The sequence below is a fragment of the Arthrobacter sp. TmT3-37 genome, from assembly GCF_054510835.1.
The window spans coordinates 83,807-97,438 of the sequence record NZ_JBTNDU010000015.1; the positions used below are offsets into that span (position 1 = coordinate 83,807).

Below are 13,632 nucleotides of genomic sequence, written 5' to 3' on the forward strand. Positions count from 1 at the left end.
CGGCGCCGTCCCCGGCACCCTGATTTTCGTGACGCGGCCCATGTCGGCTCCTGGATGCGCCGCCTCCGCAGGGGGCACGGGCCCGAGCAGGCCTGCGAGGCCCGTCTCCGGCGCGCGCAGAAACGAATCCCGCACTAGGACGTTGAACGGTACGGACGCGTTACTTTCGGTTTAAACCAATTCTTCGGCGCGGGCGTTCCGCCCGGCGATCACCAGGAGCAACCACATGACCAGTACAGGCCTGACGGAGACATCCCCGACCGGAACACGGGGACGCTCGGAGTTCTCCATCCACCAACGGGTGCTGACCGCTCTCGCCGCCGTCTCGATCCTCGGCGTGACGGGCTGCGCCGGCGCCGAGGCCGGATCACCTGCCGACGAGGCACCCGCCGCTGCTCCTACGACGTCCGCGGCCGGCGACCCCGACGCCGGGTCGGCGGCACCCGCCGACCCCGGGACTCCGGGCGGGGCCGGAACCGGTGGCCAGGTCTACAAGGACGGCACCTACACCCAGGACGGCTCCTACCAGTCCCCCGCCGGTCCGGAGGAGGTGGGGGTGACCCTCACGCTGGAGGCCGACGTCGTCACAGCCGTGGAGGTCGAGCCGATGCCCGACAACCCGACCACGAAGACGTACCAGGGACGCTTCGCGGGCGGGATCTCCGACGCGATCGTCGGCAAGAAGCTCGACGAGCTCTCCGTGGACAAGGTGGCCGGGTCCTCGCTGACCAGCGGAGGCTTCAACGAGGCGACCGGCAAGATCAAGAGCGAGGCCCGGCTCTAGGCCGATCGGCGTGGCGGACACCTTTGGCTTCGACGCGATCGGCACCCGGTGGCGCGTGGACAGCGCCTCGCCCCTGGCACCGGAGCAGAGGTCCGGGCTGCTGCGACTCGCCGAGGAGTACGACGCCGTCTACTCGCGGTTCCGGGAGGACTCGGGCATCACGGCGCTGGCGCGGACCGGAGGACGGCTCGCCCTGCCCCACCACGGGGCGCCCCTCGGCCGGCTTCTGCGCTCGCTGTACGACCTCACCGGCGGCGGCGTCTCCCCCCTGGTCGGTGAGCGGCTCGCCGCCCAGGGCTACGACGCCGCCTACTCCTTCGTCCCCTCCGAGGCGCCGGCACCGGCGCGGGCCTGGGAGGACGTCCTCGAGTGGACGGACGACGGCGTCACGCTGCTCGAGCCGGCCCTCCTGGACGTCGGGGCCGCGGGCAAGGGCCAGCTCGTGGACCTCATGCTCGGCGCCCTCGTCGCTGCCGGCCACGAGGACGTGGTCGTCGACGCCAGCGGCGACATGCGGCGGGCAGGCGCCGGCACCATCACCGTCGGCCTCGAGCACCCCTACGATCCGTCGTCGGCCATCGGGACGGTGGAACTGGGCGCCGGAGCGCTGTGCGCCTCGGCCGCCAACCGCCGCGTGTGGGGGGACGGCCTGCACCACGTCCTCGACGCCCGGACGGGCCGGACCGTGGACTCCGTCGTCGCCACCTGGGTCCTCGCCGAGGACGCCATGACAGCCGACGGCCTGTGCACCGCCCTGTTCGTCGCGGACCCCGCGGACCTCGCCGGAACCTTCGATTTCGACTTCGTCCTGATGTACTCGGACGGACGCGCCCGCTATTCCGACCCCCTCGCAGGAGCCCTGTTCTCATGACCGCAGCACTCGACGGCCTGCTGGGCCGCATGACCATGTACCGGCTGACGCTGATCCTGCTCCTGGTGCTGACGGTGGAGGCGTTCGCGCTGTCGCTGACGGGCCTCCTCGCCTACACCCCGGCCGAGCTCGGCGGGACGCTCGTGGCCGCGGTCGGCGGGACGATCATCGGGACCCGACTGATGGCCCTGATCCTGCGGCTGCGTCCGCACACCGACTCGTCGCTCATCACGGGACTGATCGTGTTCCTGATCATGTTCCCCTCGAGCACCGCGTCCGGGCTCGGCGGCATCCTCGCGGCCGGAATCGCCGCCGGTGCGTCGAAGTTCCTCCTGGCCTTCCGTGGACGGCACATCTTCAACCCCGCGGCGACGGGTGCCGTGGTCGCCACCCTGCTCGGCGTGGGTGCCGCGGCCTGGTGGGTCGCCAACCCCTACATGCTCCCCGTCGTCGCACTGGGCGCCGCGCTCCTCCTGTACCGCACGCGGAAGCTCCCGATGGGGGCGGTCTTCCTGCTCGTGGCGGTCGGCATCCTGCTCTACGGACTCGCCCGGTCCGGGATGACACCGGGCACCGGACTGCAGCTCGTCCTGACGTCGTACCCCGTCCTGTTCCTGCTCGGTTTCATGATGACGGAGCCGCTCACCCTGCCTCCGCTCCGCTGGCAGCAGTGGCTGTTCGCCGGGACCGTCGGCGCGGTCTTCGCGCTCCAGCTGTCCGTCGGACCGGTCTTCCTCGGCCCGGAGTTCGCCCTCCTGATCGGCAACGCCGTCGCGTTCCTCATGGGCCAGCGGCGCGGCGTACAGCTGTCCTTCGCCGGATCGCGGCAGCTGACACCCACCAGCACCGAGCTCGTCTTCGAACCTGCCCGCCCCGTGCGCTTCCGGGCAGGGCAGTACATGGAGCTCTCCATGCCGCACCGCGGCGCGGACAGCCGCGGCAGCCGGAGGATCTTCAGCATCACCTCCGCCCCGCAGGACAGGGAAGCCCTCTCCTTCGGCCTGCGGACCACCGCATCGGGCAGTTCCTTCAAGAAGGCACTCCTCGAGCTGCCGAAGGAGGCCCGCATCACCGGGACACTCGTGGGCGGCGATTTCAGCCTCCCGCGCGATCCGTCGGTCCCCCTGCTCCTCGCCGCGGGCGGGATCGGGGTCACCCCCTTCATCAGCCAGCTGCGCGACCTCGCCGCGCGCGGCGAGGAGCGCGACGTCGTCCTCGCCTACGAGGTCAGGAGCGAACAGGAGATCGCCTTCCGCGACGAGCTGCTCGAGCTCGGCACGCGGGTGGTGCTGTTCATGCCCACGGCGGGGCCTGCGCCGGCACTCCCCGAACGGTGGATCCACGGTGGCGCCGAGCCGACCTCGGACACCCTCCTCGCCGCGGTGCCGGACCTCGGGGAACGCAGGGTGCTCGCCTCGGGGTCGCCGGCGTTCCTCGGGCGGATCCGCTCGGAGGTACGCAGGGCCGGCGTCGCGCGCATCCGGACCGATGCCTTCCTCGGCTACTGACACCCGGACGGGGCGGCGACGCGGTCGGTACCGACGAGCGTTTTCCCGACCCGACCGCCACCTGATAAGCTCTACGAGTCCCTAACGGGTACGGGAGTTCCCGTGTCCGCCTTCGTAGCTCAGGGGATAGAGCGTCTGCCTCCGGAGCAGAAGGTCGTAGGTTCGAATCCTATCGAGGGCACACACGACTCACGCAGAGTCCACCGCCGTCGGCCACCAGGCCGGCGGCGGTTCTGTTTTGGTAGGCTCCACAGGATGCGGCCCCCGGGGCCAAACCAGCACCTACCGGCGGGGGGAACGTGGGGACGAACGGTGAGCCGCAGCGGCCCCGGCCGGACCGCGTCCCCGCGGTACTCACGGTCCTCGTGCTCGTCCTCGCCGTCCTCGCTGCCGCTTCCATGGGGGATCTCTCGGCCCGTCCCGTGCTGGACGCTCCCGCCATCCCCTCCGGCCCACTGGTGGCTCCGTCGCCGTCGGCGACCGCGCAGGAGGAGATCCTGCCCGGGGACGGCGAGCGCCTGGTGATCGGCGGCGACCTCGCGGTGGCGGCCCTCCTGCTCGTCGCGATGGCCGCACTGGCGCTGCTCGTGCGGTACCTGCTGCGGTTCCGCACGGGACAGACGGCGGAGGACCGCGTGGTGGACCAGGCAGCTTTTCAACCACCCGCGACGCCGGCACCGCCCGCCGATGCCCTTCCCGCCTGGACCGAGGCCTTCCGTGCCGCACTGACCGGCGCTACCGACACCTCCGACGCCGTCATCCGGTGCTGGCTGGACCTAGAACGCCTGTGCGCCGCGGCAGGCGTGCGGCGCGGGCCGGCACAGACCTCGACGGATTTCGCCCGTGCTGCAGCTGCCTCGCTCGATCTTCCCGCCCGGCCGCTGGTCGCGCTCAACCGCCTGTACCAGCGCGCCCGTTTCGGGCAGGCACGCGGCGCCCGGCCGTCCCTCCCTCTGGGCCCCGCCGACCGCGAGCTGGCCGTGGCCGCCGTCGGAGAGCTCTCCGCCGCGCTCGCATCCCGGCCCGCGGTGACACCGTGAGACCGTCCGCGTGGGCCGTCACCGGGGTCCTGATCGTGCTCGCGATCGTCGCCTGCTGGTTCTTCGGCCTCGACGATAGCCACGCGGTCGTCCTCGTGGGTGCGGCCCTCGCCGCGGGTGTCGCGAACGGGCTCCTCGAAGCGATCGAGTTCCCCCGCCCCACCCTGCCGGCGCTGCCCGAGCAGGCCCGGGGCCTCGCGGACCTGCAGGCGCTGGAGTTCTCGCTCTCGTCCGCCGACCCCGGCACGCGGGCGGTCCTCGAGATGCACGCCGTCGCGGCGTCCCTGGCCGCAGCGCGGCCGGACGTCCCGAGGAGCAGCGGGCTCGAGACCTTCCTCACGCGGGCACGGCCCGCCACCCTGACGCACCGCGAGATCCGGTCCCTCCTCGACGAGCTGGACCGGATCGCAGCCACGTCGACAGGCTCCCGGACGCACGCCCGCCCATCCGCGGCCGCCCTTCCCGCCGCCCGGCACGAGGAGAGACCATGACAGCCCGGAACGCCGACCTGACCGGTGCGGCAGGCGGTACCGCCGATCCCGGGGACGGGGATCCGCTCGAGGCCGCGCGCGTGGGACGCCAGGTGCTCGACCGCACCGGGACCGTCGTCGTCGGCGCGGAGGATCCGCTGCGCCTGGCCCTCGCCGCCGTCCTCGCGGGCGGGCACGTCCTGTTCGAGGACCTGCCCGGCCTCGGGAAGACCCTCGCGGCGAAGACCCTCGCGCAGGCGCTCGGGCTCGAGTTCCGCCGGCTCCAGTTCACGCCCGACCTGCTGCCCTCCGACGTGACCGGCTCGTCGATCTTCAACCCCGCCACGCGGGAGTTCGAGTTCCGGCCCGGCCCGATCTTCGCGGGCCTCTTCCTCGCCGACGAGATCAACAGGACATCACCCAAGACCCAGTCCGCCCTCCTCGAGGCCATGGCGGAGGCGCAGGTGTCCGCGGAAGGCATCACACTGCCGCTCCGGCGGCCCTTCCATGTCTTCGCGACGTCCAACCCGATCGAGTTCGAGGGCACGTATCCGCTGCCGGAGGCGCAGCTGGACCGCTTCCTGGTGCGCCTGCGCTTCGGCTACCCGGGCCCGGCTGGCGAGCGGGACATCATCGCGCGCAGGATCTCGCGCCGCCAGGAGGAGACGCGGGTGGAGAGCGTCACGACGGCCGACGGCCTGCTGCGCCTGCAGGCGGCCGTCGAGTCTGTGGGCGTGGACGACGACGTCATCGACTACGCGGTGCGGCTCACGGCAGCGACGCGCAGCCACCCCGCCGTCGAGGTGGGCGCCTCGCCCCGTGGTTCCCAGGCGCTCGTGCTGCTCGGCCGCGCCCTCGCGGTGCTCGACGGCCGCGACTTCGTCCTTCCCGAGGACGTGAAGGACGGTGCCGTCGCCGTCCTCGCTCACCGGCTCACGCTGACGCCGTCCTCCTGGGCGCAGGGCGTTGCTGCCGAGACGGTGGTGCGGGACGTCCTGGCAGAGATCCCGACGCCGTCGACCGCGCCGCATGGCTAGCAGCGGCCGGGACGGCAGGTCCCCCGTCTGGGCCCTGGCCGTGGTCCTCACCCTGGTCTGCGTCGTGGCCGGACTCGTGTCGGGCCGGGCGGACACGGTCGCCCTCGCCACGCCGTTCGCACTCCTCGCCCTGTCCGGCCGCACCGGGATGCGCGTCGGCGCGGGCCCACCCGCCCGCATCACGGTGGAGCGGCGCGCCGAGGGCCGGGGCTCGCGCCTGCGCCTCCTGCTCGCACCGCAGCAGGAGGCGGAGCCTGCGCAGAAGCGGCTCGTCGCGACCACGCTGGCCGCGGCGGGATGCCGGCCGGACGCACTGGTCCTGCGGTCGGACGAGGAGTGCCCGGTGCTCGTGGATGCACCGCCGTCCGGGGAGCTCGAGGTCCTGGCGTACGGCGCGGCGAGCTTCCGGGCAGACCTCTCGGACGCGACGGGCTTCGCGCAGGCCGTCCCGGTCCGGGTCGGCATCCTCCCGCCGGTGGGACCACTGCTCGCGCATCCAGCCTCGCGACGCCTCGTGGGCCTTGCGGGGACCCACGCGTCGAGGCGCCCCGGCGAGGGCGGGGAGCTGCGGTCCATCGCACCCCTGCAGCCGGGTGACCGGCTCCGGCGGATCGACTGGCGGGCCACCGCGCGCCGATCGGCCGACCAGGACAGGCTCATGGTCCGCCGGACCTTCGCCGATGCCGAGGCGTCCGTGTTCCTTGTCGTCGACCAGGCCCACGACCTTCCGGCGTCGACCGGGGACTGGTTCGTCGCTGATCCGCCGCGTACTGCCCCGGCATCCCTCCACGTGGCGCGTACCGCCGCGGCGACGGTGGCGGCGTCCTACCTGGCGGTCGGCGACCGCGTGGGGCTCGCCGACCTGTCGGGTACCCGACGGGCCCTGCGTTCGGCCGCGGGTGCGCGGCACCTGGAGCAGGTCAGGACCCGCCTGGCCGGAACGTCGGTGGTGCCGCGACGGCGACGGCGACGCGACCCCGTCCCTCCGCAGGGTGCCGTCGTCGTCGTGTTCTCCGCCTTCCTCGATGAGGAGCCCGCCCGCCTCCTGCGCCTGTGGCAGGCCCAGGGGCACCTCGTCGCCGGCGTCGACTGCGTGCCGCCGCTCCACAGGACGGAGTCGACGACGGCGCAGTCCCTGGCGGTACGGCTCACCCTCCTGCGCCGTCGCCTCCTGCTCGACGACCTGCGGCACGGGGGCATCCCCGTGTTCCGCGGGATGGCGGCGGCAGGGGTGGACACCGGCCGCGACGGGTCCGCTGCGGCTCCCGACCCGGATCCCGGGGCCGACACGGGTCTCGACGCAGGCCTCCGCCTGCTTGTTCGGCAGGCCGACCGGCGCGGAGGCCGGAGCGCCGGCTGGAGGGGACCGTGATCCCTCGGCGCCGGGCGCGGAGCGGCGTCCCGGCGGTGCCCGACCGGCAGGGGCTCGTCCCCCTGTGGCTGGTGCGGTGCGCCACGGCCCTCGCCGCGGTCCTGCTGGGGGGTGTCGTCTGGAACGGTTCCGCGTGGGTCCTGCTGCCCGTCGTCGTGGCGGCGGGTGCGGCCGTGGCCCCGTCGATCGGGCCTGTCTCGCTGTGCCTCCTGCTCCTGGTGGTGGCCTACGCGGTCAACGTGCCTGCCGGGTCACTGTGGCTCCCTGTCTTCGTGGCCGGATTGCACGCCGTCTTCGTCCTCTACCTCCTGCTCCTGCCGCTGCCCCTGCACGGCTGGATCAGCAGGGCCGCCCTCGGCGAGCTGGGCCTGTCCTTCCTCCGCATCCAGGCGGCAGCGCAGCCCGTGGCCGCCCTGGCGCTGCTCGTGGACGACGCCGCACCCAGTCTCCTGGCGGTCCTCGTGGGAACGGCCGCCCTGGCCGGGTGGATGCTGTGGCTGGTCCTGCAGCCGGCGGGACAGCGGGTGAGGAAGGGCACGACCCGAGGCAGGACGTGGCCGCACACCCGGCGGAGGCGCTCCCCGCACAACGCGTGATGCGGACAGCAGCTGTCCGCAGGTCGCTGTACCGTTGCGGCATGATCGAGACGTCGGCCCGCCTGCTGCAGCTCCTCTCGCTCCTGCAGCTGAGGCGGGAGTGGACCGGACCGGCCCTGGCGCAGCGCATGGATGTCACCGAACGCACCGTCCGCCGGGACATCGGGAAACTGCGCACCCTGGGCTACCCGATCAACGCCTCCCCCGGCGTGGCCGGCGGCTACCAGCTGGGCGCCGGCGCGCAGCTCCCGCCGCTCCTGCTCGACGACGACGAGGCGCTCGCGGTCGCGATCGGGCTGACGGCGGTGACGGCCAGCCCCGTCTCCGGGGTCGGGGAAGCGTCCGTCCGCGCCCTCACGAAGCTCGAACAGGTCCTGCCGCCCCGCCTGCGCCCGCGCTTCTCGGGCCTCCGGTCCGCGGTGACGCGCATGGCGGCGGCCAGCACGCCGGTCAACCCCGAGGTGCTCACGGCGTTCTCGGCGGCCATCACGGAACGGCGCTGCGTCGCGTTCCGCTACGACCGGCACGACGGCGAATCGTCCCGGCGGATCGTTGAGCCCTACCGCCTCGTCGACACGGGCAGGCGCTGGTACCTCGTGGCCTTCGACCGCTCGAGGGAGGACTGGCGCACGTTCCGCGTGGACCGCTGCCAGAGCGTCCCTGTGGCGAGGGACCGCTTCGCGCCCCGCCCGCTGCCCGCCGCGGACCTCGCGGCCTACGTCCAGGAGTCCATCACGCGGTCGCCCTACTCGTACGACGCGGTCATCCGGTTCTCCGCGCCCCTGCCGGAACTCGAGGCGCGCGTCCCGTCGAGCACCGGCACGCTCGAGGCGGACGGCGACGGGCACACGCTCCTCCGGGCAGGCTTCGACTCCCTCGACTTCCCGCTGGCCTACCTCGCGAGCTGGGACATCGACTTCGAGGTCCTCGAGCCCGCCGAGATGCGCGAGCGCGCCCTCGTCGTGGCCGAGCGACTGCGCCGTTCCGCTGCGACCGGTGTCCGCTCCGGAGCCGACGCCCACGAGTGACGGAGGCCTGCCCTCAGTGAACGCCCGCCTGCCGCCGGGTGCGAGCAACTAGACTGGCAGGCAACTATGGCACTGACAATCTCCTACCCCGCGGACCTTCCCGTCTCGGAACGCCGGGCAGACATCATGGCCGCGATCGCGGCCAACCAGGTCACCATCATCGCCGGCGAGACCGGGTCCGGTAAGACGACGCAGATCCCGAAGATGTGCCTCGAGCTGGGCCTCGCCGAGCACGGATTGATCGGCCACACCCAGCCGCGGCGCCTCGCGGCACGTACGGTCGCCGAGCGCATCGCCGAGGAACTGCAGGTGGACCTCGGCGAGGAGGTCGGCTACCAGGTCCGCTTCACCGGGTCGGTGGGACGGAAGACGAAGATCAAGCTGATGACGGACGGGATCCTGCTCGCCGAGATCCAGCACGACCGGATGCTGCGCAAGTACAGCACCATCATCATCGACGAGGCCCACGAGCGCAGCCTCAACATCGACTTCATCCTCGGGTACCTCCGGCGCATCCTGCCCGAACGGCCCGACCTCAAGGTCATCATCACCTCGGCCACCATCGACCCGGAGCGCTTCGCCGCCCACTTCGCGGCCGACGCCGCCGTCGAGGACACCTCCCCCGCCCCGATCATCGAGGTCTCGGGGCGCACGTATCCCGTCGAGATCCGGTACCGGCCCCTCGACCAGCCGCCCGGCGGGCTCGACGACGGGGACGGCGGCGCGGACAGCGAGCTCGAGGAGGAGCGCGACCCGCTGGATGCCGTCTGCGACGCCGTGGACGAACTCTCGCTCGAAGCCCCCGGGGACATCCTCGTGTTCTTCTCCGGCGAGCGCGAGATCCGCGACGCCGCCGATGCCCTCCGGGCACGGATCCAGTCCACGGCCCGCCTGCGCGGCACGGAGGTCCTGCCCCTGTTCGCCCGGCTCTCGCTCGAGGAGCAGCACCGGGTGTTCCGTCCCACCGGCAGCCACCGCCGGATCGTCCTCGCGACGAACGTCGCCGAGACGTCGCTGACCGTACCCGGCATCAAGTACGTGATCGACACGGGGACAGCCCGCATCTCCCGCTACTCCCACCGCACGAAGGTGCAGCGGCTGCCCATCGAGCGCGTCTCGCAGGCGTCGGCGAACCAGCGCTCCGGCCGTAGCGGACGTGTCTCGAACGGTATCGCGATCCGCCTCTACTCCGAGGAGGACTTCGCGTCGCGCAGGCCCTTCACCGAGCCGGAGATCCTGCGGACGAGCCTCGCGGCGGTCATCCTCCAGATGGCCGCGATGGGTGTCACGCGCAGTCCCAAGGACATCGCCGAGTTCCCCTTCGTGGAGCCGCCGGAGACCAAGGCGATCAACGACGGCGTCGCCCTGCTGCGTGAACTGGGGGCGCTGAAGGACGACGGTGGCCTCTCCGCCGTCGGCCGCAAGCTCGCGCAGCTCCCCGTGGACCCCCGCCTCGGGCGCATGATCGTGGAGGCGGGCTCGCGTGGCTCGGTGAAGGAGGTCATGGTCCTCGCCGCCGCGCTGACCATCCAGGACCCGCGCGAGCGGCCCTCGGCGGACCAGCCGGCGAAGCAGCAGCAGGCCGCCGAGAAACACAAGCGTTTCGTGGACGAGAACTCGGACTTCACGGCCTATCTCAACCTGTGGCGGTACCTGCAGGAGAAGCAGGATGAGCTCTCCTCGACGCAGTTCCGGAAGCTCTGCAAGGCGGAGTTCATCAACTACCTGCGCGTCCGGGAATGGCAGGACCTCTTCCAGCAGCTGCGCCAGCTCGCGAAGCCGCTCGGCATCACCCTGCCCGCCGGTCCCGTGGACCCGGTCGGGCTGCACGAGCAGATCCACATCAGCCTGCTCTCGGGGCTGCTGAGCAACATCGGCCTCTACGACCAGCGCAAGCGGGAGTACGCCGGTGCCCGCGGGACCCGCTTCGCCGTCTTCCCCGGCTCGGCGCTGTTCAAGAAGTCGCCCGACTGGGTCATGGCCGCCGAGCTGGTGGAGACCTCGCGGCTGTGGGCGCGTGTCGTCGCCCGGATCGACCCGCTGTGGGCCGAGCAGGTGGCGCCGCACCTCGTCAAGCGCACCTACAGCGAGCCGCACTGGTCGAGGAAGATGGGCTCGGTCATGGCGTACGAGAAGGTCACGCTCTACGGCGTGCCGATCGTGCCGCAGCGCCGCATCAACTACGGGCGGATCGACCGGGAGGTGGCGCGGGAGCTGTTCATCCGGCATGCCCTCGTCGAGGGCGACTGGAAGACGCACCACACGTTTTTCAGCCGCAACCAGGCCCGCCTCGCCGAGGTGGAGGAGCTCGAGAACCGCCTCCGACGGCGGGACCTCCGCGTGGACGACGAGACGCTCTTCGAGTTCTACGACCAGCGGATCGGCACCGAGGTGGTCTCGGAGCGCCATTTCGACTCGTGGTGGAAGACCGCGCGCCAGGACCAGCCGGACCTGCTCGACTTCGATCCGGAGAAACTCCTCAGCGAGGACGCCGCGGAGCTCGACGAGGCGGCCTTCCCGAGTGTGTGGCACCAGGCGGGCTTCGAGCTGCCCCTGGCCTACGAGTTCTCGCCCCTGACACCGGGCGCCCACGACGGCGTCACGGTGACCATCCCGGTCCTGTTCCTCAACCAGCTCGACCCGAAGCCCTTCCGCTGGCAGATCCCGGGCCAGCGCGTGGAACTCGTCACGGCACTCATCAAGTCGCTGCCGAAGCAGGTGCGGAAGAACTTCGTGCCGGCGCCCGACGTCGCCCGTACCGCCGTCGCCGCCCTGGCCGCCGACTTCGACCCGGCGCAGGACGACCTCGAGGCGTCCCTCGAACTCGCGCTGCGGCGCCTGCGCGGGCACATCGTCCCGCCGGGGTCGTGGAACTGGTCGGCGGTCCCCCCGCACCTGCTGATGATGTTCCGCATCGTCGACGCCGACGGCCGCGTGCTCGACGAGTCCCGCGACCTGGAAGCGCTCAAGGAGTCCCTGGCGCCCGCGGTGAGCCGCGCCATCGCGCAGTCACTGGGCGCCACCCCGGGCAGCACGCGACCCGCGGGCGGACCCGGCCGTGGTGGGCGGGGAAAGGCCGCCACCGCAGCCGCCGGCCGGAACGGCAGGACCGACCATGCGGGACGCGGCGCCGCGCGGAACGCCGGATCCGCGGACGCCGCCGCCCGGGGCGGACAGGCCGCCCCGGGCGGGGCACCGGCCCGCGGCGGCCTCGCCGTGGCGGAGGCACCCGCGGTGGCCGAGCGGACCGGCGAGACCACGTGGGCCTTCGGCACGATCGAGCGCGAGGTGTCCCGCACCATCGGCGGCCACCGCGTCACCGGTTTCCCCGCCGTCGTCGACGAGGGCACGTCGGTGGGCCTGAAGGTCTTCCCGGACGCCGGCCAGCAGTCGACCGTCATGCGGGCGGGCGTCATCCGGCTTCTGTCGCTGCGCATCCCGAGCCCCGCCAAGTACGTCCTGGAGCACCTGAGCAACACCGAGAAACTCACGTTCAGCCAGAACCCCCACGGCAGTGTCGCCGAACTCATCCGTGACTGCTCGCTGGCCGCCATCGACAAGCTCGTCCCGGAGGAGCTGCCCTGGACCGAGCAGGCCTTCAACCGCCTGTACGAGGAGGTGCGGGCCGAGCTGATCGATACCGTCTTCACGGTCACGGCGACGGTGGAGAAGGTGCTCTCGAGCCATCGCCGCATCCAGAAGCAGCTGCGGGGCACCACGAGCCTCGCCCTGATCACGGCCCTCAACGACGTGCGGAGCCAGCTCGAACACCTCGTCCACCCCGGCTTCGTCGCCGCGACGGGCTACGCCCAGCTCGCCCACCTGCCCCGCTACCTGAAGGCGATCGAGGTCCGGCTCGAGAAGCTCCCGACGAATGTGCAGCGCGACGGGCTCGCCACGGCCGTCATCCAGCGCCTCGAGGACGAGTACGACGACGCCGTCGCGTCGCTCGCCGCGGGACGACACCGGCCCGCTTCGCTGGCACGGGTGCGCTGGATGATCGAGGAACTCCGGGTCAGCCTGTTCGCCCAGGACCTCGGCACCGCGTACTCGGTGTCCGAGAAGCGGGTGCGGACGGCCCTCAACGAGGCGCTCGCCGCCGCGCGGTAGGAGGAGTCGGCGACAGCCCGTCGAGGGACGGCACGAGCCGGGAGTGCCGCGCGGCCTCGAGCCGCCCGAGGGCGCTCGAGGTACGGGGCCGGACCTCCGGGTCGGGAAGGTCCCGCGACGGCGTCGTGCCCGCCCGGTCAGTCCGGGACGTTCGCTCCGTGGCCGGCCGTCCGCAGGGCATCGCGCAGGGCCTCCGCGGCTCCGTCCATGGCGGCGGGATCGGGCGCGAGGTCCACCCGCTTCACGTCGAAGTCCTTCGGCGACTGCGTCGGCCAGACGTGGACGTGGAGATGGGGCACCTCGTAGCCCTCGAGCAGGACCCCCACGCGCCGCGCGCCGAAAGCCTCCTCCTGGGCCCTCCCGATCCTCTGGGCGACGGCCATGACCTTCGAGAGCGTCCCGGCGTCGGCCTCGAGCCAGTGCTCGATCTCCCGGCGCGGCACCACGAGCGTGTGGCCGGGGGTGATCGGGGCGATCGTCAGGAACGCGACGACGTCGTCGTCCTGCCAGACGAAGCGGCCGGGGACCTCTCCGTTGATGATCCGGGTGAAGAGCGTGCTCATCGATCCTCCTGGGGCCTCGTCCGACGGGACGTCGCCGTGCGCCGGCCCGGAGGTCAGCGCGACGCCGCCGCGCAGGGGCGGCGGTACGGGACGTCCTGGGTTCATGCTCCGACGCTACCCTGCCGTCCCGCGGCGGGCCAGACCGTGCCCACCCAGCTCCACTGGTACCCGTCGATCAACACGGGGTTCTACACCAACCAGTTCCAGGGTGGCTGGGCCATGGACAACAACGGGACGAAGATCGTCGTCGGCG

The 13,632-nt window shown here is 72.3% G+C and carries 11 protein-coding genes and 1 tRNA gene; 11 read left to right on the top strand and 1 reads right to left on the bottom strand.

Annotation, left to right across the window (positions count from 1 at the left end; translation table 11 throughout):
• Nucleotides 1-226: 226 nt before the first annotated feature.
• From ACX80U_RS15815 to hrpA, 11 genes are all read left to right on the top strand, one after another.
• The gene (locus tag ACX80U_RS15815) at nucleotides 227-784 is read left to right on the top strand and encodes an FMN-binding protein (RefSeq protein WP_459269112.1); all 558 of its coding nucleotides are present in this window, start codon (nucleotides 227-229) and stop codon (nucleotides 782-784) included.
• 10 nt (nucleotides 785-794) lie between these two features.
• A complete protein-coding gene (locus ACX80U_RS15820; RefSeq protein ID WP_459269113.1) occupies nucleotides 795-1,655 on the top strand; it encodes an FAD:protein FMN transferase in 861 nt (286 codons plus the stop codon).
• On the top strand, nucleotides 1,652-3,163 hold the full coding sequence (locus ACX80U_RS15825; RefSeq protein ID WP_459269114.1) for an FAD-dependent oxidoreductase: 1,512 nt from the start codon (nucleotides 1,652-1,654) through the stop codon (nucleotides 3,161-3,163). Before ACX80U_RS15820 ends, ACX80U_RS15825 begins: the two co-directional genes overlap by 4 nt.
• A gap of 108 nt (nucleotides 3,164-3,271) precedes the next feature.
• Nucleotides 3,272-3,344: transfer RNA gene (locus tag ACX80U_RS15830), tRNA-Arg, on the top strand.
• A gap of 118 nt (nucleotides 3,345-3,462) precedes the next feature.
• The gene (locus ACX80U_RS15835) at nucleotides 3,463-4,203 is read left to right on the top strand and encodes a DUF4129 domain-containing protein (protein WP_459269115.1); all 741 of its coding nucleotides are present in this window, start codon (nucleotides 3,463-3,465) and stop codon (nucleotides 4,201-4,203) included.
• Nucleotides 4,200-4,694, top strand: a complete 495-nt coding sequence (locus ACX80U_RS15840; RefSeq protein ID WP_459269116.1) for a hypothetical protein — start codon at nucleotides 4,200-4,202, stop codon at nucleotides 4,692-4,694. The genes ACX80U_RS15835 and ACX80U_RS15840 overlap by 4 nt, the downstream gene beginning before the upstream one ends.
• Entirely contained in the window at nucleotides 4,691-5,710 is a 1,020-nt protein-coding gene (locus ACX80U_RS15845) for an AAA family ATPase (protein ID WP_459269117.1), read from the top strand. Before ACX80U_RS15840 ends, ACX80U_RS15845 begins: the two co-directional genes overlap by 4 nt.
• On the top strand, nucleotides 5,703-7,082 hold the full coding sequence (locus ACX80U_RS15850; RefSeq protein ID WP_459269118.1) for a DUF58 domain-containing protein: 1,380 nt from the start codon (nucleotides 5,703-5,705) through the stop codon (nucleotides 7,080-7,082). Before ACX80U_RS15845 ends, ACX80U_RS15850 begins: the two co-directional genes overlap by 8 nt.
• The gene (locus ACX80U_RS15855; protein ID WP_459269119.1) at nucleotides 7,079-7,678 is read left to right on the top strand and encodes a hypothetical protein; all 600 of its coding nucleotides are present in this window, start codon (nucleotides 7,079-7,081) and stop codon (nucleotides 7,676-7,678) included. Before ACX80U_RS15850 ends, ACX80U_RS15855 begins: the two co-directional genes overlap by 4 nt.
• Nucleotides 7,679-7,719: 41 nt before the next feature.
• On the top strand, nucleotides 7,720-8,706 hold the full coding sequence (locus ACX80U_RS15860) for a helix-turn-helix transcriptional regulator (protein WP_459269120.1): 987 nt from the start codon (nucleotides 7,720-7,722) through the stop codon (nucleotides 8,704-8,706).
• A 66-nt stretch (nucleotides 8,707-8,772) separates the two neighbouring features.
• Nucleotides 8,773-12,816, top strand: coding sequence for an ATP-dependent RNA helicase HrpA (gene hrpA / locus ACX80U_RS15865; protein WP_459269121.1), 4,044 nt, complete (start codon nucleotides 8,773-8,775; stop codon nucleotides 12,814-12,816).
• Nucleotides 12,817-12,953: 137 nt separating this feature from the next.
• Here the strand turns inward: hrpA and ACX80U_RS15870 are convergent, their stop codons facing one another.
• Nucleotides 12,954-13,379: an HIT family protein gene (locus ACX80U_RS15870; protein ID WP_459269124.1), complete on the bottom strand. Its 426-nt coding sequence runs from the start codon at nucleotides 13,377-13,379 to the stop codon at nucleotides 12,954-12,956.
• Between the last annotated feature and the right edge of the window lie 253 nt (nucleotides 13,380-13,632).